Source organism: Anaerostipes faecis, from assembly GCF_910574135.1.
Lineage (GTDB): Bacteria > Bacillota > Clostridia > Lachnospirales > Lachnospiraceae > Anaerostipes > Anaerostipes hominis.
In genome coordinates this window covers 69705-94963 of the sequence record NZ_CAJSYK010000007.1, presented here as the reverse complement: position 1 = coordinate 94963, position 25259 = coordinate 69705, and the positions used below count along the sequence as shown (strand labels likewise).

Below are 25259 nucleotides of genomic sequence, written 5' to 3'. Positions count from 1 at the left end.
ATTACCCCTCTATTAAATACTTAATGTATGTTTGACAATAATTCCTGACAAAATTGTTATATCTCTTTACTCTAAATTCACTGACTATCGGTATTACTTTTGAATCTTCGCTGCCATAACAAGATGCATTTAATAAATATTCTTTTGTATTGGCCGTCTCATGGATACATTTCTTTACATCTTTATAGAATTTCTTCAATTTTCTTTCTCTGCCAATCCTAATCTTTTCCAGACATAAATAGTTAGGGTCGTTACAATTAAAAATAATATTTTGCCCTTTATTTAACTGTTTTATATGGTCTTCACCAGTAATACTGATGATTAATTGCTTCAGTATCTCAATTATATCTTTTTCTTTTGGTGCAGCATCATTATTTTCAATAACCTTAAAGGCTCCATACCCCTTCCGGCTTCTTTGTCCGATTCCTCCAAGATAAGAGGTCAGTTTTAAAATTTGCAAGTATTTATCTAATTTCTCAGAGTCATGGGAAAGCAACTCAATTTCAATCACTTCTCCTTCCTCGAAGAAATCTACAGTTCCCCCTTTTCCTAAATTAACGGATTGCGCATTTGGTCTATCAAATTTATATTGACGTATGCTGACCGGAGCCTTTCTACCTAAACTTCCAAACAACGCTGATTCTTTACGATACAACTCTTCTGCGGAATCAAAGCACTGTACAGCTCTCCACCAAAATCTCATGGCAGACTTTAACTCTGTAATACGAAATTCTAATTCCTTATTATTAGCACCATGTGTCCCCATAGCCGTTATTAATTCTAACTTAATTCTTTTTTTCAAGATAGCCATAACCAACCGCCCCTTTTGCCCCAAAATTACATACTTGAATACACTCAAGAAATGCTTTTTCTATATCATCTTTATCCCTATTGTCTTTTCCAATTATCATTTGTATCGTCATATCTTTAACTTCTACTGCATAGAAATTTACCAAATTTGGTTCTTTTAGTGTTGGAAAATCCATGTCTTTTCCGATTTGTGATTGTTGATAATAATTACCATATTGATTAGAAATGATATCCTTTTTTATTGTGTATTGTTCCGGTGTAGCAGTTAAAAATATAATTTGTCCTTCATTTTCTTCATCGCCAAACCAATTTTTGATTTTTGCTTCAGATATGTGCCCATCTTGTTCACAAAAGGAACGGAAGACTCCTTTGATTGCTGTCGCTGGCAGCTCAGGGATACCATATAAAAAATTCATATGAAAATATAAGTCTTTCTTGATTGTTTGACCTGCCCCAATCAGCATTCTGCTTTCTCCAAATCTTTGCAAAGAAAAGTTTAAAGTATGCCATTTCTCTTTTGAATATATTGACTGTATTTTATTTTTTTTATGATGAATATACTCTTTAGGTATATTAGGAGTTCTGACAAACAAATCTTTTTTGGAACTAGTAAAATAATAATGTAGATATGGATTTTGAATATCCAAAAGCTCTTGCTCTGTATGCTCAATTCTAGTCATGTATTCTTTCCCTTTTAGTTGGTCATTACATTTTTTATTGGCATTATTGCTTTCAGGATGAACAGACATCAAGATTGCAGTTTTACATAATTTCATTGTATCTCTTACACACTCAGCATAGCTTTCGTTATCAGCGGGAAATTTACATTGATCTTTATTCATCCCTCCTTCACCAAACAAATAATAGTATATGAACTGGAAAATATGTCTCTCAGAATCATTTTCTGACCTCTTTGTAAACAAAAACTCCATCGTATAATCCAGTCCAAATTTATAGACATAAGCTGGTATTTTTTTGAGGAGATTTATATCCGAACTACTAAATTCTTTCATGCAGTCCATTATATAAGTCAAACATTCCTTTTCTGTTTTCAACTTACTTACCCTCCTCTGTCTTAATCGCCACGAAAGAAGTAATTCCCTTTCCTATTGTCATATCTCCGCCAAGTTGAATCATTCCCTCAACTCTAGGGTATTTGTTTGATTCTGCTTCCTTTATTTCTTTCCCCTGTTCCTCCAATATTGTCTTAGCAAAAGAATTTTTATCACAGTTCTGCATATCTTCTACAAAATTATATAGTACAGTCTGTTCCGGCAAAAATTCTTCTGTAAACAGTCCGCCATCCTGTACGACTCCGCTATCTCCAATTTTAATTCGGGTAATCACCTCTGTACTGAATTCACAAAAATAGGAAAACATATCATTGCTGACCATGTAAATATCATTTTGTATTTTATTTCTTAGATACTTATCTTTCTTTGAAACGATGTTATCCGAAGGAAATATTAATTCCTTATTTTCCTGAACTTGAAATTCAAAATCTTCCAGTATTTTTTTGTCTCCTGGATCTTCATTTTTACCTATCATAATTATTTTATTATCATCAAGTGTTTCTTCCCATTCTCTGAATTTTCTTGTTAGTTTCTCAAACCTTTTAGATCCATCAATCTCATTTAAAAACCTATTTAAAACAAATGGACATGTCACCCATACAAATAACTCTTTTCCACTACTTTTTACAGGGAGAAAGAGAATTCTGGCGTCTGTAAAACAAATCTTTCCTGGCTCTCCCTGATCCGAATCACTATCGCTCTCTTTACCAAAATAGTCTTTATATTCACTGATACTTCTAAAAGTCCCTTTGATACTCGATGCCTCTCCCTTAGGAAACCCAGTGTGCTTTTCTCTTTGTATAGGAAGGTCAACAACCCCTAATTCAGTTCCTGTTCCCATATGTAAAGGTGTTTCATTTCGATAAAATACTAGGAATTTCATAATCAATACTCAGCGTTTTTATAACAGCTGTTTCTCCTTTTTATTTAATATTTACTTTTTCTTTTTATACAAATACATTTCTACATTACTAAGAATTAAGTTATAAATACTATGCCCGATTTTTGTTGAACTGACTCTCATCCCCCTTATTAACAAAAGGAAAAGACAGAAATTGTATATTTACAACTTCTGTCTAATTATTTCTATGCAAAACATACTTATAAGAACAGCTATAGTCAGCTATTCTAATGAATTTGCTATTCTTTTTCTTATCCCATTTTGAAACGGATTGATCCCCATATCTATGTAAGACATTTTTGTTCATCATATCTATATTATAATCCCTAAATCCTCAACCATTCTATCTACTATTTTACTACAATCATCCTGTTTTTTCAACAAATTCCAGAAAAAATCCTTCACTTATATCTTAAAGATAAAAATGTAAAAAATTTTATGTAAGAGAGGAGAATTCAATACATCTAATGTTTTTATTTATCAGCGTATCCCATACTACTTTGCGAAAGAAGCCTCAAATTTCAATACATCTAATGTTTTTATTTATCTTGCCCTGCCATATCCAGTTCTGACATATGCATTGCCTATTTCAATACATCTAATGTTTTTATTTATCTAAATGTGAGTGAACTTGTTCCGGCTGAACTGAAATTTCAATACATCTAATGTTTTTATTTATCAGGATTTCACTTTTGCAAGGACTTAAAGGATTGTTTATTTCAATACATCTAATGTTTTTATTTATCTAACACTACGATATCTGCTCTTTTAACTTTTGTGAATTTCAATACATCTAATGTTTTTATTTATCAATGAAGAACATTCCAGTTGCTGAATAAACAAGAACATTTCAATACATCTAATGTTTTTATTTATCAGTGTATAGAGTAGAAGTGGATGGGCATACCATCCAATTTCAATACATCTAATGTTTTTATTTATCTGACCGCTCCTGTATTGGTGACTTTAAATTTATCTGATTTCAATACATCTAATGTTTTTATTTATCTTATCTGACAAATTCAAAGGCATGAAAGCTTTTGCGGATTTCAATACATCTAATGTTTTTATTTATCCAACGCTTTTAAGCCATTTCTATTTTTTATCATACCCTATAAACCCTTATTTTTCAACATTTTTTAAATATTTTCCCAACCTCCGCCCTGAAATTTCAATTTTCTCCCATATGTCCTCCTAACCCGCATAAAATCACGCTTTTTTTCAGTTTTAATATAAATATGGTTGGGAAACAACCTTCCTTATTGTGGAATTAAATCCATTTTCAAGACTAGTTTAATAGCATCCTCAACAGCTCGACCCACCGATCTTCTCATATATTATACCTTTCAGACAGACTAGTTCATTTCCACATCAAACCTAATCTTCATTGGAGTGAACTAGTCTGCCAAGCAAAAAACAGCTTTTCAAAAACTTTTTGTTGTTCGATAAATACCTGTTAAAAACTGATGAAAGTTAATGAAAAATCTTCACAGTATCAAACTTTCTCCCACATTATCTTCCGGATTTCCCAAGATCTCCTCCCCAAATACATTATCATTCATCAGCTTAATAATGCAGACAAAATCCTCATCTTCATCCAATACTTTTTTAAGATCATTCCTGAGCCTAATCAGTTTAGAAGGGGACATTTCTCCCCGGAATACAGATTTTTGAAAATGGGTCAGATACTTTTTACAGACTTTAAACACCTTCTGCACTCGTTTTTCATTTACATCGTAAAATACAAAAGCATAGTTGTAATTCATCTTCTTTTTCATCTACATCTTCTCCTTCAGACTAAATGGCCGGAATTCCTTATCCTCCCAAATAAATTTAATCAGCTTATAGCAATCCAATTTAATGGCAGTTCGATACGTTACCTTTCGTTTTAATTTCGGATGCTGGAATGCAGTTTCCATTCGCTTCTCAAATGCTTCAATGAATATTTTTCTTCCATCTTCATTTAAGAGACAATAGTTTACTCTCTTATCAAAATGCTTCTCTACTTTCAGCTGCTTTCGATTCACCAGATCAAAAATAGTCCGATATACAATAACAGGTTTGAACACTTCACACATATCAAGACTCAGCGAAAACCTTCCTTCTGACGGCTCATGCAGGAAACTGATTCTCTGATCCAGATGTGTCCGGTAAATAGCCGAGATTGTCTTCGCATACAAAAGAGTATTTCCAAAGGAAATCAAGGCATTGATAGGATTGTCCGGCGGACGTTTTACTCTTTTGTTCATAACAAAATCTTCTGGAAGAAAGCTTTTAAAATCTTGATAAAACCTCTGCCATGCTTCCCCTTCCGCTGACATCAGCTGTTTAATATCTGACGCTTCATTTACCTGCCTGATGAATTCATCTCCAAGCCAATCAATCGTTGTCTTCACTTCATCATTGCCGTGCTTATAATAATGATATAAAACCTCCCTGATATTTTCTCCGATTCCGCATACAATAGCCCTTGCAATTTCTATCCGCTTTGTCTGATGAGCCTCTGCCTGTTTCATTAAGAGCCTGCCGCTCATATATTGGGGCTTCGGATAAAATGTACCGCTGTATCCCTCATAGTAGTTAAAAAAATGTACAACCACATGATTCTGTGATAAAAAGTCTAAGAGTTTTGAATTCATAGATACCTCATTAAGGCAGTAAATTTCTTTTGTATTTTCAATGGGTATGTAAATATTCTTTCCGTCTTTTCTGAAACATAGGGAATTATCTTTTCGTGTCAATTCTCCCATGGATGTAATATATTTTGTACTTCCCATACCTTCTCCTCCTACTCGATATAACAGTACTCATAGTACGCACATTTTTTACACTTTGGCTTTCCTAACACACCCGGTACATGATCACTTTCCAGCAATTCTTTGATCCTTTCCTCATACAACCGCAATTCTTCTTCCAGTTCCGGAGTCAGCTCCACAACCTCAATCTTCTTTTCTTTTTTGTTTTTTTCAACAAATTCAAGTTTTCCTTTTCTGATAATCCCGTTTCTTTTCAGCACTTTTAAATAGTATAAAATCTGCCATCTTGCCGCTTCCGGGTCGGCATCAGACTTTTTGATCTCTGTCAGATATTCTTTTGTCAAACGATCCAGCTTAATGTTTTCAATCGCCAGTTCTGTATTTTTTCCCTGCTCTGCTTTCTGCTCATGAATCGCCTTTCCGATCTTAACCTCCTCACTGTTATCCTCCAGATTCATCCGGTTTCCAAACAAATAGCACTGCCGTTTACAGTGAAAATAATAATTGATTAACGTCCCATTGATCTCCATATGCTTTCTCCATCCTATAAAAAATCCGGTGTCCCGTCCTTTCCTTCCAGCATCATTTTATCAAGCCTTCCATTCTGAAAATACTTCTCCCCATCCTCAATCATATAGAGTTCCCCGATTTTGTCACTGTACATTAAGTCTGTTTTCTGGATCGTATAAGTAAAGTAGTTCATCCTACTCCTGACTTCTGAAAGCTCATATTTTTTCTTGGAATAATCCATTTTCTGATCCAACAAAAGTTCTTTGTACTTGTCCCAGATTTCCTTTCCATCGATTACTGTCCCATCTTCCTCTTCTACTTTTCGGCAAAGGTAAACTGACATGCTCCACATATCATCCTGAATCAGCTGCATTCTTTTTTCAATCTTAGTATGATCCAGGAGACCGAGCTGTGCCGCAAAAAATGCTGTGATTCCGTAATCTCCCGTACTTTCCATAAAGGTTTGCTTTAATACCTCTAAAACAGAACCGTAATATTTCTGAAACGCTTTTTCAGAAAGAATCACTCTCATTTCTTCATTGGCCAGCGTATATTCCAGATTTTCTATCCTGGCATCTCCGTCCCGGTAAATATGCCGCGGATTATCCATTTCAAAGAAGTATACGACTGCATCTTGCTTTTTACAGGACCTGTTGATCCTTCCCATAAACTGCTCCTCACTGTCCAATTTAGACCAGTTTTTATATCCGATATCCATGTCAATATCTACGCCGGCCTCGATCACCTGGGTTGACACCAAAATCATGCCCTGCTCCCCTGCGGAATCAATCTTTTTCAGCACCTGCTTTCTCTCCAGAATGCTCTGATCTCCTGTGAGCAGTTCAGCCGGTACTTCCAGTCGTCCATCCTCCTGAAGCATTTGAAAAAATGTATAAGCAGACTCTTTTTTTATAAATTCTACCAGGACCTTTTTCTTAAGCTCCTGTTGACTTAATACATGATCCAGCAGATCTTCCATGGTAAAGTCTTTCTTCATAAGACTGTAATCCGCATGTACTCTGTTTTTAAAAACCGGATGAGAAAAAAATTTCTCTCTGTCCCTGATCAGCGGCACGGCATTTTCAAGTTCCGGAGATAACACATCCAGGTTCGGCAGTGTGGCGGACATTATGATAATTTTCATATTAAGAAATGATGCAAATTCTTTTAAAAATAAAATAATCTCCGTCCAGATACTGTTTCGGTAACTCTGGATTTCGTCCAAGACAAGAACGCTGTTTGCCAGCTGATGAAAGCCAAATGTACTTTCTTTTCTGCTCCCGAACATCGTATCAAACAGGCTGACATGGGTCGTTAAGATCATAGGGTAATTTAAAAACTGGCGGTTCAGCAGTGCTTCCTGATAATATTGAAGCTCATCTGTTTTTAACTTAACCCGATCCATTGGAATCGGCTTCATGGAATTTACCACTGCAATATCCTCCATAACCTTTGATCCCCCGAATATTTTTTCCATAGACTCAAGGTTTTGCTCAATCAATGTATTAAATGGGTATACATAAAATATCTTTCCAATGCGAGAATTTTTCTTCATAAGCTGAAAGCTTAAATTGACAGCCAAATTCGACTTCCCGCTTCCGGTCGGTGCTTCAATGAAGAAAACGTTCTGATCCATATGCTTTTTTAATTCCCTTTCAGCATCCAGAAAAAGTTCCGTCCGCATAATATTGATATTCTCTTCTTTCTGCAGATCTTTTTCTTCCAAATATTTTTCCTGCTCATAATTTCGTATTCCATGATTAAGTTCTGTCCCATAATATTGTCTGCAAAACTCATCCATATGCTCCATTCCGCCAAAATGCCTGATCTGCACTCCACTCATATATTCTGATGTAGCATAATGGTCACTGGCAACCAGCAGGGAATAGATCAGCCGTTCATACGCGTAAAAAAGAATCTGTCTGGTCCGGCTTTTTTTATCACGGGCTGTCTTTTTTACATTTCCTGCGGCTTTCCCAAGTTTTTCTCTTCCAAGAGAACACTTGAATCGCTTTTTATAAAATTCAAGATTTTCTTCATCTTCCAACATTTCAATCAAATGATAAATATCTTCATCTTCAAAACTTTTAAGATAATTTGCAAATGTGTCTAAATCACTGTGGTGTTTTGCTATCAAATAAGAATTCAGAAATAAGAACTCCTTCAGCTGCTTCTTATCACTCTTGTCAAGCGCCCATACTTTTTCCATAAAATATTCAAAATAAAGAACAGCCGAGATCAAAGAGTGATGGCTATTAGAAAAAATCTTTTTAGTCTCCGGCATTTCATGATCCATCTTCTCCTTCTGAAAATAAGGATTTACTTTTCCAAAATCATGAAAGGTCACAATTCCAAATATCATACTCCTGAAAAGATTCTTCGCCTCCCAGCTGATCTGATCAAAATATTTTTTTTCAAACACCTCCATGCAGTGCTCCAGATTCTTTTCCTCAAAAATCTTTAGAAAATAAGATTCTGCCAGATTGGTGTGCTCTTTTAATGTTTCTTTTTTCCTGTCATCTTTCTTTGGCTTGTGAGCAAAATACTGCTCCGGTTGTTTGATCAGATCCTCTATTTTTACAACATCTTTATCAAAATACATATCTGTTCCCCCTAATAATGTAAAAACCCGCCCGAAAGAATTCTGCTCAAAGACAGAATCCTCTCCGGCGGTATTTTAATAAAACACAATCATATTTTCTCCTGCCAGGTATAAGGGCACTCCACATTCTTTTATATATTGGTTCGTATAAACAAACGGCTCTGTGACATAAAGGTTTGTGAAAGGGTCCAATGCATATGGCAGTCCTTCCTCATACTTATAGAAATCCTCTTCCTCATCGTCGTCTTCATCCAAATATGCAAATGTGACTTTTCCTTTTGGCATCAGACAATCCATTTGCCTGTTTTCCGGTGAAATTTCCTCTGCCTCCATAATCTCAGGATGCAAAAGATCCGCAGGATGGTCGTTCTTCCCGAGATAAGGAGAATAAACACAGCGCCTGCCCATCAAAGCTTCAGAGAGTTTACGGCTTTCCTCACAATCCAGGAGAATATAGATATCCCACTCCGGTGATTCCAGCCATTGTTCTTTTATGATCAGATTGCCGCCCTGCTCCCTGGAGGCATAGCCAACTGAATTATTAAAGTATTGGATTTTTTTCGGAATCCAGCCTTTCTCATTCTTCGGCACGATGGAAAGTCTGCAGTCTTTGAGCCGTTCATAAAACTCCGGGAAACCTGGTCCTGCCATGGAATGCTTTTTCCTTTTATCTGTTTTTATGGATTCATAGCCTGAATAGCCAAGTACGGCTCCAAAGATCCCGAGAAGAACAACTTTATGAATCTGGCCATAAGTAAAATAATAATAACTGTTCACATCCGGCTTCTTGAAAAACGCAGTCCTTCCTTTCAGAGTAACCTTGCATACTTCCATTGGCTACACCTCTTTTTGTGTAATGATATTATAGTATTTTGCTCCCTGGATTTCACAATCTAATTTGGTTGTATAAGGATTATAGTAAATTTCCACGCTTTTGATTTTGTCTGCGAGATCATCTAAAAATGCGGTATCTTCAAATGCGATGATGTTTTTATCCTCTCCCTTTGTAAATGTCATATATTCAGAGAGGTTCGGAAGATATAAATCCGGATCTGTCTCCACAAACAGAGCAAACTCATTTTCGCAGCCTTCTTTTGAGTTAGTGGCAAAAGCAGTGGCTGAAACTAACGCCGTGCGTTTGAAATTCTCATAGTCTTCTTCTGTGTATCCGTCAGTCACGCCCAGCTGGACAAACTCTTTATATGCCAGAGGATTTACAACAAACGGATAGAAATAATGAGCCTCATTGCTGACGATTTTTGTTCCGAGTGTAGAGTTTTTCGCTTCTTCCTTTTTATCGTCTTTCGATCCGTCCCTGAACGGAGATAAAATCTGCTGTTCCTCCGGGCTTGTCCCCTCATATTTATTGAATCCCTGTCCAAACTGAACGGCTCCGGTGATGGATATATTGTTTTTTTCTTCGGCAAACGTTGCTCCAAAATTTTTTACGTCTGCCGCTTGGAATAAGTTTGTGATCACTTCCTTTGTGTCATTACATTTTTTCAGATCCTCTATGCCATATAAATATTCGTACCGCTCTTTCAGGGAATTTGGAACCAATGTCACTTCACCCTTTTTCCCGTCGGAAAATTTCATAGATTTGATATAAAGAACTTTCTTCCCTTCATTGTCCCACATTTTTTTCATTGGATATTTCAGTGCCTTGTCACTGCCAAAGGTTGTTCCATCCTGTGTGGTTTTCGGATATCCGGTAAAATCGGCATTCCAGTTAGCCATGATTGAAGAAATTCCTAAGACTCCATATACTCTTTTATCCATTTACTTATCCTCCTTTGGTACATAAATCAGACTGCTGTGTAAATAGCCTGCTATCATCAAATCCTTCTCAAATTGCCCTTTCAGCTCATATTCCGTTATCATGCAGTAAAGGTTATTGAAACGTCTGCTCGATACTTCGATATCATAATTATATTTCAAGAAAAATTGTACCAGTTTCTTTTTTAAGACTGCATCTGTTTTTGCATTTAAAAACGGATTTACCAATGCATGTGTCTTCTTTTTTCCTTTATTTAATGAAATATAATACTGTACCAGCTGTCCGACGGCAAAAAAGTATTCATCATCTGACTGTATTTCAGATGTTTCCTTCGCATCCAGTTTTGCCTTTAAATCGGTCACTATCTGATTAATTCTATTCTCCATCGTATCCTCTCCTTTATCCGAAAAATATTCCAACAGTGAGTGGCGCAAATTAAAGCAGTCCATGGCCTTAAAAATGTAGCCTTCCTTCAACGCTCCCAGTACTAAATCCAAAGATACGTTTCCCAGAACCTTTGCGGCCTGCACCTCTTCATCTTTGTACAGCCAGTCAAAAATAGCTTCCCTGGAAATGATGAGATTCCGCTTGATATATCCATCATTCATTCCCAGTTTATCCTGGGGCGTAAAATAATTGCCCTTCAGAAATTTAGAAAAGAAAACTGCGTCCAGCAGACTCTGGATCTTCTCTTTCGTATAATAAGTGCCATATTCGGTTCCTTCTTTATGCTCTTTCGGAGTATAGGAAAGGGCATTTCGATATACTAACGGCCTTCTTACAGAAGGGTGATAACTTGGAATAATATCGCTGCTGTGGATTTCCACTTCTTTTCCTTTTTGAATCCGCAGATAATATCCCTTAAAGTCACGATCAATGATTTCATTGTTTTTGAACGCACATATCGTCCTTTGATCCGTATCGATATATACATTGGATTTACTCGCCATGGCAAAGTTCATCAGATGATCAAAAAACTTTTTCTGAAGAAGGACTTCCTCTTTGTTCAGCAGAAACGGCACCTCAATTTTTTTCGTACGGCTGGACAGGAAAGGTTTTTTCGCATTCATTCCGAGATTGTTATTTGGCAGGCCGTAAACTTCGCCTTTCATCTCCAGATTATAATCATTGCTGTTATAAATATTCGGCACCAGATATCTGTCATTTTCCCGTTGATACTGCTCCATCGGTGCTTCAAAAAATATTTTCAGATAATCTTTTTTGGAAAGATCCACATCCAGCTGAAAAATATTCTCTTTTATCCACATGCGGTTCTTTTCTGCTATATCCCTGGGAACACCTCCGATTTCTTCTTCCAGCATTTGATAAATCTTCAATGTCTGTCCCTTATATTTAAGCTCCGGATGGCTGACCGCATCAAAATAACGATCAATGGCTTCCGCATCCAGTTTTCCGTTTTGAAAACTCTCTTTCTTCACAAAAAATGAAAGATAATTATTGGAATGAATGATTTTTTTATTGTCCTGCGGTTTATTCATATCGATCAGCCTGCTGTAATAGTCATACTGGCAGATTTTAGTGAAATAACGGTTGGTGCGGTTTATCTGACCGCTTTTTTTATCTAGTTCAATTTCCACAGGCTCCAATAATGTTCCGTCTTCCTTCACGATCAGATATGTTCCGTTGGCCGGTATGTAAGAATCGAACAGCAGATTATTGTTTTGCTGTAATTGTTCCTTGAATATTTCCGTACACTCTCTAAGCAAAATGCTACCTCCTACATCCACCTGTAATTTACAAAACCAGCCCCCCGCGCATTTATTTCTCCCAGTCCTGTTCCCAAAGTCATATAACTCAGTTCCTGTGACAATTCATTGTCCGCTACCTTTAACGTAATTTTATCTCCTAAAAGTTTTATTTTCTTATAAGAAACAGTGATCGGAGTTCTGTTTTTGACCTCAATCATACGAATGAATTCAAAATCTTCATCTATCTTTGTATCGCAGAAGGCATTATATTTTTTTATAAGATTTACGGTCAGTCTTTTTTCATACTCCTGTAAAGAAAAAACACCCCTCCAGTAGCGCTCTGCTTTCACAATCACCGGAGAGATAGAATAAATAGTATCAATAATTTTCTTTTCTTTGGGGATAATTTTGATTTCGCAGGTTAATGCCTGCATCTCATCGGATCGCTCATGAATTAATTTTTCGGAAAATACTTTTGCAAGCTGTGGATCAATGGTGCGGATTGTTATGACATACACCTTATCCTTTTTATAAATTTTGTCCTTTTCTAATGGATATGGATTTCCAAAAGAATAATTTTTAAATTGATTTGCCTCATGAAATTTTTGAAGTGCTTCGTCTCTGCTCAGACAAATGTCAATCAGTGCGGCTGTCTTCTTTTGAACTGCTTCTACAGGGATATCTTCTAACAGATATACTTTTAGCCGAATTTCAAAAACTTGTAAATCCACTGCCCCACCCCTTTCTTTTGTATGCACCCTCATATCGTATAAATGCTGATAGTACCTATCATAACGACTGCCCTAGAGGGAATGATTCATTAATAGCTTTTATACACAAACCACTCTATTGTTCTATTTTACTATATTTTTCAAAATAATACAACGTTTTTCAGCCATTCTTCAGCTTCCCTTAAACAGTTATTTGCGGTCAAAATAAGGTGCCTTTCCTGCTGCCGCCAGCGGAATTCCAAGGATCATCTTCACTTCCGGTCCCAGCATCCCTAATGATAATGCTCCTTTTCCAACAGAAAACATGATCCGATTATCCACATGATTCATGGACGCCACGCTGACTGCCGAGCCCAATGCAATTCCCAGATCCATCGGATCAAATACACAGACGCTTTGGTTCTCCCTGCATCCCTGGCAGTTTGCCTGATTGCACCAACCACAGCACTCATTCAGTCCTCTTTGCTGATAAGTCACCCCAATTAAAACCACCGCCTGACTTTTACGGAGATTATCTGCATCTCTCACATAAAAATCCTGACCTTGTTCTTTCCCAAGCCGTTGTGTCTCATCAGCAAGATTCTTCAGATCTTCCCCCGTAACTACCGCAGTGTGGATAAAATCCAGTCCTCTTGCTTTCGGTGCGGTTCTGGCAGCAGTACACATCTGTCTGGCTGTCTGAAGCACGCCTTCCATTTCCAGTTCTTTTTCCTCATAAATCATCCCTTCATCCTCCTGACTTATAGAACTTATTACGCCTTTATAGCCCATCTCATCTTTGTCGACCGTGCACGGCTGTTCATCCTGCATTCTTCTGCCGACGGACGGATCACATCGGTTGAAATCTCTTGATAAATCCCTTCCCGCAGCAGACGTTTAAAAGATTTTTTCAGGATTTAGGCGCAGATCCAGCGGACCTTCTGTTTTGTAGGAAAATCCCCTGTCCGGATTGTCAATCTGCATGGACGAGACGCCTAAATCCGCCAGGACAAAATCAAACGGTCCTGCTTCTTTCGCTATTTCGTCAATCTTTGCAAAATTCAGCTGACGGATCGTTAAAATTTCCGGTCCGTAACCAAGTTTCTCTAGGCGTTCTCTAGTTTTCTTAAGTTCTATGGCATCCACATCCAGAGCATACATATGTCCTTTCGATTCCAGACATTTCATCATCTCCAGCGTGTGCCCTCCATAACCTAACGTTGCATCCAGACCGGTCTGTCCCGGTTTGATCTGGAGGAACTCAAGGATTTCTTTCACGCAGATAGAAATGTGCATGCCGGCAGGCGTACTGCCTTTTTGAATAATTTTTGCAACCGTGTCCGGATATTTTTCCGGGTGAAGTTCCTTATACTTTTCTTTATAATTTCTAGGATGGGTTCCGCTGTACCGGATACGTCTCTTGTGCTTCTGTTTTTCTTCCTGATTTTCCATGATTACCTCTTTCTCTTTTTGCTTCCTATTCTTTTCTAATGTTATCATATTTCTTAAATCTAGGAAACACACATCAGAAGTGACTCTGGTTATATTTTTATCACGCCGGCATATAGTAAAAGAAAAAGGATTTTTTAAATGGCAGACAAAGGCAACTTAAAAATTCAAGTAAACTCTACCATTGGATATGTTCCGGTGCGGAATGCTACTATATCTATCTCCTATACCGGAGAATCCGATCAGGTTCTAGAGGAAGTAACCACTGATCAGAACGGACAGACCGAAGAGGTAGCGCTTGATGCTCCTCCGGTGGAATACAGTCTTTCCCCGAGTGAAAACCAGCCATACTCAGAATATAATCTGCATGTGACAGCACCCGGCTATGAGCCGGTAACGATCTCGGGAGCTCAGATTCTGGCAGATACAAACGGTCTTCAAAATGTTTCCATGGTTCCCTTGGAAACTGCAACTACAACACTTGATAATATAGTCATAGGCCCTCATACCCTCTGGGGGGATTATCCTCCTAAAATTGCAGAAGATGAGATCAAGCCAGTCAATGAATCCGGTGAGATCGTACTTAGCCGGGTAGTGATCCCTGAATTCGTCATTGTCCACGACGGAGCTATTACTGACCAGACCGCCCAAAACTATTATGTGCGCTATAAAGACTACATTAAAAATGTGGCTGCCTGTGAGGTTTACTCCACATGGCCTCGTTCGTCCCTGGAGGCCAACATTCTGGCGATCATGTCCTTTACTCTGAACAGAGTTTACACTGAGTGGTACAGAAACAAAGGACACGACTTTACGATTACTTCCTCCACCGCCTATGACCACAAATGGATCAATGGAAAGACAACATATGATTCCATCAACACCATTGTGGATGAAATCTTCGCCAGTTATCTGTCCCGGCCGAACGTGCGCCAGCCGATCCTGACACAATACTGTGACGGCAAACGGGTAAGCTGTCCGGAGTGGATGACACAATGGGGTTCTAAGTATCTGGGAGATCAAGGATATACTCCTATCGAAATTCTCAGATATTACTATGGAGAAAGTATGTATATCAATACCGCAGAGCAGATTTCAGGCATTCCTTCCTCCTGGCCGGGTTATGATCTGACCATAGGCTCCACCGGGGAAAAAGTCCGTCAGATGCAGGAACAATTAAACCGGATCGCAAAGGACTATCCTTCTATTCCTACGATACCGGTGGACGGTACATACGGACAGCAGACGGCCAATGCCGTGAGAGTATTCCAAAATGTATTCGGCCTTGGACAGACCGGAGTCGTAGATTATCCAACCTGGTATAAGATCAGCGAGATCTATGTGGCAGTGAGTCGGATCGCGGAACTTAATCCATAAGCTTTTCATCACTATTTCCGTCACGCTTTGAAATGCGTTCCTCCAATAGTGATAAAAAACGATCGCTGAATGGCTCCTTTTGTTTAAAGGATACTTATCCAGCAGAGATATCGTCCATTCATAAAGGCGGTGGGGTTCAATTCCCGCTGCCTTTTCCTTTGTATATCTGCAGTTCTAAAAAGTATCTGTCTTTTGGCTGTTTTCCGAAATAAAAATCTGTTTCTACCATTAATATATCTTCCGACAGGCCTTTTGTCTCTGCCTCTTCATCGATTCTGGTGACCTCAGACACGCTGCACTCATAAGTTCCCTCCGGCAGACAGAAGATTCCGGGATCTTTTACATCTGTCTGTTGTATTTTCAGGAAGATATAGGATTTGGTCTCTTCTCTTTTCCTATGATGTATAATGCCCTGCTGATAAAATACAGTCAGATTTAATCTCTGGGACAATGTATACAGCTTTGTTATTTCACTCATGTAGGCTTTATCATCCGTCTTCATCGGCCGCGGAAATGATCGGAAGGCTCTGCACTCTTTTATGAACAGTATATTCCTGGTGTTGATTTTTTCAGGTTCCATGACAGTGTTCAGCTTTTTGTTTTCAGACCAGATTGCTGCCTTTCTGGGTGCCAGCGGAGAGCTTGTCTCCCTAACTTCGGATTATCTCAGATACTATATTTTATTCGGTATCTTCTTTTGCATGGCCATGGTGCTTGCAGCCTTTGTGAGGAATGACGGAAACCCGAAACTCGGATTTGCCGGTATGGCGGCCGGCCTCGGACAGGTGATCTCCTGTATGATCATGCTGCCGCATTTTATCCACGGGAAAGGAAAACTGAAGCTAAAACTTCTTCCCCTGAAAAAATATTATATTTCAGAGATACTGAAACGGGGAATACCGGAACTGATCACACAGATGAGCCAGCCGATCACGATCTTCTGCTATAATCTGATCATCATACGTTACTTGGGAAATATCGGAGTTTCAGACGGCATACAGCCTTTGATCAGCCGTTCTGCAGGAGAGGGCAAGAAAGAATTGGAACAGTACTTCTTCAAAAAAGGCATTACTTTGAACTTTCTCCTTGCTTTCTTCCTCTATGCCGTATTGCTCTTGTTCGGAAAGCCGGTCATTCACATATTTAACCGGGAACCGGTTCTGGTTAAGCTTGCCGGTGAAAGCCTGTCTGTCTATGGAATCTCCTTTTTATTTGCGGCAGTCAATATGGTGTTTACTACTTACCATCTGGCGTCCAAAAGGACAGCTAAAGCCCTGGCAATCGCCTCACTGAGAAGCTTTATTGTAAATGTAGCATGTATCTTTCTTCTGCCTGCTCTCTTTGGAAGACAGGCACTCTGGACCGGAATCATCGCCGCGGAATGCACGGTGACTGTTATTGCAGTCCTTATGCTGAAAAATCCGTCCAAATCTCAGACATGCAATGCAGCCACAGCAGAAAACTGACCCGGCAAAAGAACAAAGTGCAAACCTGCTTCATCACTTAGGCCCCCATTCTTTGAGGGGCTTGACAAATTTGCGTGACAAGGTCTTTCCTGAGAAATAAAAAATCCATGGTAATCAGATGAGATAACCTCAAATAATTCCATGGATTTTTAAATTCATTTATAAGATTCCGCCGATACTCAAGAATAATGGTGCGAATACTAAAGCTACGATCGTCATCAGCTTAATCAAAATGTTGATAGACGGTCCTGATGTATCTTTGAAAGGATCACCTACAGTGTCGCCGACAACGGCTGCTTTATGAGCGTCACTGCCTTTTCCGCCGTGGTTTCCTTCTTCGATATACTTCTTCGCATTATCCCAGGCTCCTCCGGCATTTGCCATGAAGATCGCCATCATAACACCAGATGCCAAAGATCCAACTAATAATCCGCCGAGAGCTTCCACTCCTAAAAGAACACCGATGATCAATGGGGCAATGATTGCCATAACACCCGGAAGAAGCATTTCTTTTAACGCTGCTGATGTGGAAATCTCAACACAGTTCTTGTAATCCGGCTTTCCTTTTCCTTCAAGGATTCCCGGAATCTCTTTGAACTGACGGCGCACTTCCACGATCATTTCGTTTGCTGTCTTACCTACAGACTGCATAGTAAACGCTGAGAATAAGAACGGAAGCATTCCGCCGATCAGCACACCTACGATTACTTTCGGGTCCAGACAGTTGATCGTTGTCAGGTCAACAGCCTGTGAATAAGCAGAGAACAGTGCCAATGCGGTTAATGCCGCAGAACCGATGGCAAATCCTTTTCCCATAGCCGCTGTTGTATTACCTACTGCGTCAAGCTTATCTGTGATCTTACGCACAGATTCATCTAACTCTGCCATCTCTGCAATACCGCCGGCATTATCGGCAATCGGTCCGTAAGCATCGACTGCTACCGTGATACCTGTTGTGGAAAGCATACCTACCGCTGCGAGAGCAATTCCATATAAACCTGCGAACTGATATGCCACAATAACCGCGATACTGATGAAGATGATCGGGAATGCTGTGGATTCCATTCCTACTGCAAGTCCTGAAATAATCGTTGTCGCAGATCCTGTCTCAGACTGATCAGCGATCTTCTTAACTGCGCCGTAGTCACTGGATGTGTAGAACTCAGTTAATTTACCGATAATATTACCAACCAAGACACCGCCAAGGATTGCCCAGAAAGTATCCAGGTTTCCGAAGAACTGACGGCTTAAGAAGAATGCCGCAATCAAAACGATTACACTTGAGAAGTATGTACCTCCGTCCAGTGCCCTGTGCGGATTCTGGCTCTTCGTATTTACTACGAAAATAACACCGAGAATAGATGCCGCAATTCCGATCGCTGCGAGTATCAGCGGGTAAACAGCCCCTTTTACGCTGAATGCCACAACACCGATGGTAATGGCAGATACGATAGATCCGACATATGATTCATATAAGTCGGCACCCATTCCTGCTACATCACCTACGTTGTCACCTACGTTGTCGGCGATAACTGCCGGGTTTCTCGGATCATCTTCCGGGATACCTGCTTCTACTTTACCTACAAGGTCAGCTCCGACGTCAGCGGCTTTTGTATAAATACCACCGCCCACACGGCCGAACAATGCCACAGAGGATGCTCCCAAACTGAATCCTGTCAGTACGCTGACATCTCCTGTCACCTTGTAAACCATAGTAACACCGAACAGTCCAAGACCTACCACAGTAAGTCCCATAACGGCACCGCCGGAAAACGCGATGGATAAAGCTTTGCTCATCCCGCCTGATCTTGCTGCCTCTGCAGTTCTTACGTTTGCTTTTGTTGCTGTATGCATTCCGATAAATCCTGCAAGAGCAGAAAAACATGCTCCCACTAAAAAGCATACTGCTGATACCCAGCTCTGGATTCCAAGGCCGATCAATACAAATACTACGATACAAAATAATATAAGCAGCTTGTATTCTGCCCTGAGAAATGCATGGGCTCCTTCGTTGATCGCTCCGGCAATTTCTTTCATCTGGTCATTTCCTTCATCCGCACCTTTTACTTTCGTCATCAGTGCAAATGCAACAACCAGAGATAAGATTCCGGCCGCAATCGCAATGTACATTTCCATTGTCCAATCTCCTTTCATTTCCTCATAATATATGAATTTGAGTTTATGACTTTTAGTCATGTTTTTATATTATACCAAAGTCATTTCAAGAATACAATATTACAATTAAAAAAAAGACTGGAAGAGAGGTTCCTCTTCCAGCCGTAACATTTATTTGATTTCCACAATCCATCCATGGGTATCTTCAATCCTGCCCAGCTGGATTCCGCTCACAGTGTCATAGAGTTTATGGCTTAATTCACCGATTCCTCCGTCCTTTACCTGCATGATCTCATCTCCCCAGCGCAGTTTGCCCACCGGTGAGATAACGGCCGCAGTTCCTGTTCCCCAGACTTCTTCCAAGAGCCCTGCTTTGTGTGCTTCATAGATCTCATCTATGGAAATCCGCTTTTCTTCTACCTCATATCCCCACTCTTTGCAGAGCTCTATAACTGAGTCTCTGGTGATACCGGGCAGAATACTTCCGTTTAACTTCGGAGTCACTACCTTGCCGGCGATCTTGAAGAAGATATTCATAGCTCCTACTTCTTCAATATACTTTCTTTCCACTCCGTCCAGCCAGAGTACCTGGGAATATCCTTCATCATGTGCTTTCACCTGGGATAAAATGCTGGCCGCATAATTGCCCCCGGTCTTGGCTTCTCCGATACCTCCGCGTACAGCTCTTACGTAGTCATCTTCGATCCAGATGCTGACAGGATCCAGTCCCTCCGGATAGTAAGGCCCTACCGGTGACAGAATGATAATAAACTGATAGTATCTGGAAGTCTTCAGGCCCAAAAACGGATCTGTTCCGATAATAAACGGACGGATGTATAAAGAATGGTCCGGCTCACTTGGAATCCAGTCCTTGTCCAGAGCAACTAACTGCTCAATCGCCTGGATGTAGTCTTCTTCCGGAATTTCCGGAATACACAGCCTGTCAGATGAACGGTTAGATCTCTTTGCATTCATGTCCGGGCGGAATAAATTCACATTTCCGTTTTCTGAATTATATGCCTTCAGCCCTTCAAAGACACCCTGTCCGTAATGAAAGATCGTTGCAGCCGGTGACAATGTGAGATCAGCATAGGGAACGATGCGCGGATCATACCATCCCTTTTCCTCATCATAGTCCATCACAAACATGTGATCTGTAAAAATGGTCCCAAACAGAAGCGGATCATCTTTTCCCGGTTTTTCTTTCGGGCACTGTGTCTTTTCAACTTTGATATCTAACATGTTATCTCTTCCTTCCTGTTATATGTAGTTTTTCATTAAGTTTTATTATGAAACTTTTTGAATCTTCTGTCAATCGTCATTCCGTTTCTGATACTTCAAAAATACATATTCAAGGTCAAAATAAGTCTGTTCTTCACTTTCCTTTACAATCTCCCATTCTTCCAGTGCGTCAAGATCCGGAAAATAGGTATCTGCATCATATGCATAGTCGAGTCTGGTGACATAAGCCGTATCACAGTAAGGAAGCATCATCCGGTATATACTCTCTCCCCCAATGATAAAGATGTCTTCATCCGCATATTTTTTAAGTTCTTCAAACAATTCTTCCTCGCTGTGGACCACAATGGCTCCCCGGCCGTCGTAATCCTGATCTGTCGTCATGACAATATTTGTCCTCTTTGGAAGAGGCATGCTGTTTGGAAAACTCTCTAATGTCTTCCTTCCCATCACCACGACTTTTCCTGTCGTAGTCTGCCGGAACATCTTCATGTCGTTTGGTATATGAACTAAAAGCTGGTTTTCCCTGCCGATTCCCCAGTTCTTGTCCGCATTCACAATCAAATTCATATTTCTCTCCTATATGGCAATGGGGATGTCCTTAATCTGCTCCCCTGCTTTGTAATCTTCTATCTTAAAGTCATCCACAGTAAACTCATAAAAGTCTTTCACATCGGGATTCATGGAAAACTTCGGCGCGTCATAAACCGGGCGCTTGATCAGTTCCTTTATGACCGGAATGTGCCGGTCATAGATATGTGCGTCAGCGATCACATGGACAAGCTCTCCCGGCTCCATGCCGCATACCTGTGCGAGCATATAGAGCAGAACCGAGTACTGGACTACGTTCCAGTTATTCGCCGCCAGAATGTCCTGAGATCTTTGATTGAGGATGCCGTTCAGAACAAGCTTTTCATGTCCCGGTTTTTTGGTCACGTTAAATGTCATGCTGTAAGCACATGGATAGAGATTCATTTTATGCAGGTCCTGATGAACGTAAATATTTGTCATGATCCTGCGGCTGTATGGATTGTTCTTTAAGTCGTAGATCACCCTGTCCACCTGATCCATCATACCTTCCGCATACTGATGCTTTACCCTCATCTGATAGCCGTATGCCTTACCGATCGAGCCGTCTTCGTCCGCCCATTCATCCCACACATGACTCTTTAAATCATGTATGTTATTTGACTTCCTCTGCCAGATCCAGAGCAGTTCGTCCACAGCAGACTTGACAAACGTCTTCCTCAGTGTCAGCGCCGGAAACTCCTTTGACAGATCATAACGGTTCACAACGCCAAACTGCTTGATCGTATAAGCTTGTGTGCCGTCCGGCCATTTGGGCCTGACTTTTTCTCCTTCTGTGCTGGTCCCGTTTTCTAAAATATCTCTGCACATATTGATAAACAGAGTATCTGCATAACTCATGATTTTTTTCCCTCTCTTTCCCGTCTGTCCAGTTCTTCTTTTATCTGTTCTTCTTCCTTCTCGCTGTTGATCGTCAGCATCTCGATCCTTCGCCGGAAGAATGCGATCTTCCGGTCAAAGATCCCCAGTTTATATAGATTATACACGAAGATGCCTAGGATCAGAGCCAAAAGCATGCCGCCGATGCCCGAAAGCTTTAAGCCGATATAAATCAAAAATAAAGTGGCAAGGGGTGAAATCCCCATACTGTCTCCCATCATTTTGGGCTGAAGCACCTGTTTGGTCACAAGACAGATCACGTAGATGATCAGCAGTATAATGGCTGTCTTAATGTCTCCTGTGAGGATCTTATAAAGTGCCCACGGGATGATCGCCGTCCCGGTCCCAAGGATCGGAAGCACATCCAGAATTGCGATCACAACTGCGAGGAAAAATGCATAGCTGATCCCCGCAACGATAAAACCGATCCAGAGGATCGCAATGATAATGACCATGATCTTTACCTGGGCCCAGCAGTAACTTGCCAGAACTCCCAGTGTATTGTGGTAGAAGATGCCGATCTTGTGACGGACCATCCTCGGGACATGCTTTTCATACCCCTGTACAATCTTATCCTTATCCACGATAAACAGATATGAGGCAAAGAACATAACGATCGTACCGATAAATCCGCTGGTCATGCCTTTGGCCACATTGCCGGAATGCTCCATGCCGTAATTCCCGATGGCACTCACCGCCTTGTCCAGCACCTTGTCTGTGGAACCGAGCATCGTATCAAACTTTACCCCCATTCCGTACGGCAGAGAATCCAGCAGGTGCACCGCCTGTTCTTTAAGATTCATCAGCTGCGTCTGGACCGTCTCTCTTAAATCCGGAAGGTTGGCCGCAAATCCCACGATCTGGGCTGCCAGCTGGCTGAAAATAAATGAAATCAGTGCGATCAGGCCTGCGATCACCGCAATGATGATCAATGCCGAGCCGAATCTCTTTGGAAGACTGATTTTGTCTTCCAAAAATGCGATCACCGGATGGGCCAGCATCGCCACAATCCAAGCGGCCACAAAGGGCCATAAGAATCCGATGCACTTAGGCAGAAAAAAGATCAGAAGAAAGGCCCCTCCCGCGATCACTATAAGTTCCATGAATATTTCCAGATATATTTCCCAACGTCTCATCTTTCATCACCCCAGTTTTTAATTATTTACATTATAAAGTAACGTTCTCCGGATGACAAGGTCACAGTCCCTCCGGATGTAAAATTCACACTTTCGACATAAATACATTCTGCCCTTTTTTATAATAGTAAACCCGGTCAGACAAGATCTCACCGTCATCCACCACGGTTCGGTTCACCTCTTTCACCAGTTCTGAAAGGGCCGCCGGATCACTTCCTTCCTTTTCAGGCACAAGCAGAACCTCATGGATACTGCTGGGAAGGATATAAAATCCACCTTTGATCTGATCGGAAAAACTGTCGAGTATCCCGTCATAGAGGACAGTTCCCGCACCATTAAGTCCTTCTTCGTTGGTCAGGACATATAGTTCTCCTCCTGCCTCCATCTGCGGAAATAACTGCTCCATAGGGCGGAGCAGCGGCGGAAAGACCCTCTTTGTATTTGCTTTTGCATCTTCCATGAGCTTATCCTTCGTGATGCCCCATAAGTCAAGATCCTGATTGCGGATCAGAGCACTGGCCATCCCATTCTTGTCGTGATGGGCAAACCACCGGTAAGTCACGGCCAAATCTTCGATTCTCTCACAGGGACAGTCCTTTAACTGTTCTTTGTTCTTCTCATAATTTACCAGACGGAAAAACAGAAGATCCCTCATATGGCTGTAATCCCTGTAAAGGGAAGTATCAATCGGACTGTCCGCCCTGCTGTCCTCATAGACCCCGCCTATCCTGCATAAGATCTCTCCCAGATCTGCTCCCTCCCGGTAATCCTCATAATAGGAGTCTAAATAAATGATAGGCTGGCAGACTTCTTCTCCTTTTCCGATACAGAGGCCGTTTAAACTGATGTTATTGTTCTTTGTCACCTGCCGGATGGAGGCCTGCTTTTCCTCCGGGTCCTTCACATACTCCAGTATGTGTTCTTCTACATAAGTTAAAAACTCTGGTCTGGTCAACATAACCGTCTCCTTCCTTGCTGAAACGGAAGTCTACGTCATACCCCACCTCGTATATTCCATAATTTAGAAATAATTACATTATTATCTTACCTCAAAGTTTTTAAAAAAGCAAGCAGTACCGGAAATTTTCCGTGACCTGCCTGCTTTATCCTATGGCCTTATTTGTTTTTTCAAAAACTCCGCCAGAGTCTGCATCTCATCATCTGTGCCGATCGTAATTCTTAAATAATTGTCAATTCTCGGCTTATTAAAATACCGGACATATATTTTCTCTCTCTTTGCCGCTTCAAATAATTCTTTGGCCGGAATAGATTCATGTGATGCAAAGACAAAATTTGCTTTAGAATCCGCAAAAGAAAATCCCATATTTCTCAGCTCTTCCTGAAACCATTCTCTAGTTTTTATAATCTTTTCTCTTGTCTTTTGGAAATAAGCTTCGTCCTCGATCGCCGCCCTTCCCATGACAATGGCCGGCTCGTTCATCGTATAAGAATTAAAGGAATACTTCACATCGTTCATGGCCTTGACCAGTTCTTTATTTCCCATGGCATATCCTATCCTGAGCCCCGCGAGAGAGCGGGATTTAGAGTACGTCTGTACGACCAGCAGATTATCATACTCAGGAATCAGGCTTCTCGCGCTTTCACCTCCAAAGTCGATGTAAGCCTCGTCCACGATCACAAGAACGTCTCTGTTGTGATCTAAAATATCCCTGACTGTTTCTAATTCTAAAAGAGCCCCTGTCGGTGCATTGGGATTCGGAAAGATCACTCCCCCGTTTTCCCCGTAGTAATCCCCGGCACGTATGCCGAACTCGTCGTCCAAGGCTTTGGTCTCATAAGGTATCTGAAACAGGCCGGCCCAGACATCATAAAATGAATAGGTGATGTCCGGGAAAAACACCGGTCTTCCGGAATTAAAGAATGTCAGAAAAGCGATGGCCAAAACGTCATCTGAGCCGACTCCGACGAAGACTTCATCCCGATTCAGACCGTAATAGGAACTGATCGCTTCTGTGAGATCCGCCGCCGCCGGGTCCGGATACTTTCTCAGATTTTTAATATGATTCATTGCTTCTAAAACTTTCGGAGAAGGAGGATATGGATTCTCATTCGTATTCAGCTTGATCACACCGTCCTCTTTCGGCTGTTCTCCCGGAGTATACGGGACTACATTTCTTATATTATCTCTCCAAGATTTCATC

The 25259-nt window shown here is 40.6% G+C and carries 22 protein-coding genes, 1 pseudogene and 1 CRISPR repeat array; of the genes and pseudogenes, 2 read left to right on the top strand and 21 right to left on the bottom strand.

Translation table 11 applies throughout. The features are described 5' to 3' along the window. Position 1 precedes the first annotated feature (1 nt). The 13 genes and pseudogenes from cmr1 to mraW all read right to left on the bottom strand — a co-directional run bounded on the left by cmr1 (position 2) and on the right by mraW (position 14300). Positions 2-811 (bottom strand): type III-B CRISPR module RAMP protein Cmr1, encoded by an 810-nt coding sequence (gene cmr1 / locus QGT46_RS06790; RefSeq protein ID WP_148458690.1) that lies wholly within the window; start codon positions 809-811, stop codon positions 2-4. After that, positions 786-1865 (bottom strand): type III-B CRISPR module RAMP protein Cmr6, encoded by a 1080-nt coding sequence (gene cmr6 / locus QGT46_RS06785; protein ID WP_148458691.1) that lies wholly within the window; start codon positions 1863-1865, stop codon positions 786-788. The genes cmr1 and cmr6 overlap by 26 nt, the downstream gene beginning before the upstream one ends. A gap of 1 nt (position 1866) precedes the next feature. Next, positions 1867-2766, bottom strand: coding sequence for a type III-B CRISPR module RAMP protein Cmr4 (gene cmr4, locus QGT46_RS06780; protein WP_148458692.1), 900 nt, complete (start codon positions 2764-2766; stop codon positions 1867-1869). A 470-nt stretch (positions 2767-3236) separates the two neighbouring features. Then, positions 3237-3860: direct repeats of the CRISPR family, unit length 30 nt; unit sequence ATTTCAATACATCTAATGTTTTTATTTATC. A gap of 411 nt (positions 3861-4271) precedes the next feature. Further along, on the bottom strand, positions 4272-4562 hold the full coding sequence (cas2, locus tag QGT46_RS06775) for a CRISPR-associated endonuclease Cas2 (RefSeq protein WP_024726742.1): 291 nt from the start codon (positions 4560-4562) through the stop codon (positions 4272-4274). After that, positions 4563-5561, bottom strand: coding sequence for a type I-B CRISPR-associated endonuclease Cas1b (gene cas1b, locus QGT46_RS06770; RefSeq protein WP_024726741.1), 999 nt, complete (start codon positions 5559-5561; stop codon positions 4563-4565). Positions 5562-5572: 11 nt separating this feature from the next. Continuing rightward, a complete protein-coding gene (locus tag QGT46_RS06765; RefSeq protein ID WP_024726740.1) occupies positions 5573-6070 on the bottom strand; it encodes a CRISPR-associated protein Cas4 in 498 nt (165 codons plus the stop codon). A gap of 14 nt (positions 6071-6084) precedes the next feature. After that, positions 6085-8652, bottom strand: a complete 2568-nt coding sequence (gene cas3 / locus QGT46_RS06760) for a CRISPR-associated helicase Cas3' (RefSeq protein ID WP_148458693.1) — start codon at positions 8650-8652, stop codon at positions 6085-6087. A 75-nt stretch (positions 8653-8727) separates the two neighbouring features. Beyond that, positions 8728-9486, bottom strand: a complete 759-nt coding sequence (gene cas5b / locus QGT46_RS06755; RefSeq protein ID WP_148458694.1) for a type I-B CRISPR-associated protein Cas5b — start codon at positions 9484-9486, stop codon at positions 8728-8730. Positions 9487-9489: 3 nt separating this feature from the next. Then, a complete protein-coding gene (locus tag QGT46_RS06750; RefSeq protein WP_148458695.1) occupies positions 9490-10431 on the bottom strand; it encodes a type I CRISPR-associated protein Cas7 in 942 nt (313 codons plus the stop codon). Next, positions 10432-12156 carry a CRISPR-associated protein gene (locus tag QGT46_RS06745; RefSeq protein ID WP_301590083.1) on the bottom strand — a complete coding sequence of 575 codons (1725 nt, stop codon included), beginning with the start codon at positions 12154-12156 and terminating at the stop codon, positions 10432-10434. An 11-nt stretch (positions 12157-12167) separates the two neighbouring features. Beyond that, positions 12168-12869, bottom strand: coding sequence for a CRISPR-associated endoribonuclease Cas6 (gene cas6 / locus QGT46_RS06740; RefSeq protein ID WP_095142870.1), 702 nt, complete (start codon positions 12867-12869; stop codon positions 12168-12170). A gap of 189 nt (positions 12870-13058) precedes the next feature. Beyond that, the gene (locus tag QGT46_RS06735) at positions 13059-13592 is read right to left on the bottom strand and encodes a ferredoxin domain-containing protein (RefSeq protein WP_148458697.1); all 534 of its coding nucleotides are present in this window, start codon (positions 13590-13592) and stop codon (positions 13059-13061) included. A 29-nt stretch (positions 13593-13621) separates the two neighbouring features. Further along, positions 13622-14300: pseudogene (mraW, locus tag QGT46_RS06730) on the bottom strand (16S rRNA (cytosine(1402)-N(4))-methyltransferase). A 138-nt stretch (positions 14301-14438) separates the two neighbouring features. Here mraW and QGT46_RS06725 point away from each other — a divergent pair. After that, positions 14439-15674 (top strand): peptidoglycan-binding protein, encoded by a 1236-nt coding sequence (locus tag QGT46_RS06725; RefSeq protein WP_024726734.1) that lies wholly within the window; start codon positions 14439-14441, stop codon positions 15672-15674. Positions 15675-15810: 136 nt separating this feature from the next. On the opposite strand, the gene QGT46_RS06720 is transcribed toward QGT46_RS06725, so the two are convergent. Continuing rightward, a complete protein-coding gene (locus tag QGT46_RS06720; protein WP_301590079.1) occupies positions 15811-16152 on the bottom strand; it encodes a hypothetical protein in 342 nt (113 codons plus the stop codon). Positions 16153-16213: 61 nt separating this feature from the next. Here QGT46_RS06720 and QGT46_RS06715 point away from each other — a divergent pair, with 61 nt between their 5' ends. Next, complete coding sequence (locus QGT46_RS06715; RefSeq protein ID WP_301590077.1) at positions 16214-17140, top strand: MATE family efflux transporter; 927 nt, start codon at positions 16214-16216, stop codon at positions 17138-17140. A 159-nt stretch (positions 17141-17299) separates the two neighbouring features. Here the strand turns inward: QGT46_RS06715 and QGT46_RS06710 are convergent, their stop codons facing one another. The 7 genes from QGT46_RS06710 to hisC form a co-directional block, all read right to left on the bottom strand. Then, positions 17300-19276, bottom strand: coding sequence for a sodium-translocating pyrophosphatase (locus QGT46_RS06710; protein WP_024726731.1), 1977 nt, complete (start codon positions 19274-19276; stop codon positions 17300-17302). A gap of 150 nt (positions 19277-19426) precedes the next feature. After that, a complete protein-coding gene (locus tag QGT46_RS06705) occupies positions 19427-20497 on the bottom strand; it encodes a branched-chain amino acid aminotransferase (protein WP_148458698.1) in 1071 nt (356 codons plus the stop codon). 69 nt (positions 20498-20566) lie between these two features. Then, a complete protein-coding gene (locus QGT46_RS06700; protein ID WP_148458699.1) occupies positions 20567-21064 on the bottom strand; it encodes a dihydrofolate reductase in 498 nt (165 codons plus the stop codon). Between the two features lie 9 nt (positions 21065-21073). Beyond that, a complete protein-coding gene (thyA, locus tag QGT46_RS06695; protein ID WP_024726728.1) occupies positions 21074-21922 on the bottom strand; it encodes a thymidylate synthase in 849 nt (282 codons plus the stop codon). After that, positions 21919-23097 (bottom strand): sporulation integral membrane protein YtvI, encoded by a 1179-nt coding sequence (gene ytvI, locus QGT46_RS06690; RefSeq protein ID WP_148458700.1) that lies wholly within the window; start codon positions 23095-23097, stop codon positions 21919-21921. Before ytvI ends, thyA begins: the two co-directional genes overlap by 4 nt. An 85-nt stretch (positions 23098-23182) precedes the next feature. Further along, on the bottom strand, positions 23183-24055 hold the full coding sequence (locus QGT46_RS06685) for a DUF5688 family protein (protein ID WP_024726726.1): 873 nt from the start codon (positions 24053-24055) through the stop codon (positions 23183-23185). A gap of 150 nt (positions 24056-24205) precedes the next feature. Beyond that, positions 24206-25258, bottom strand: a complete 1053-nt coding sequence (gene hisC, locus QGT46_RS06680) for a histidinol-phosphate transaminase (protein WP_024726725.1) — start codon at positions 25256-25258, stop codon at positions 24206-24208. Position 25259 lies beyond the last annotated feature (1 nt).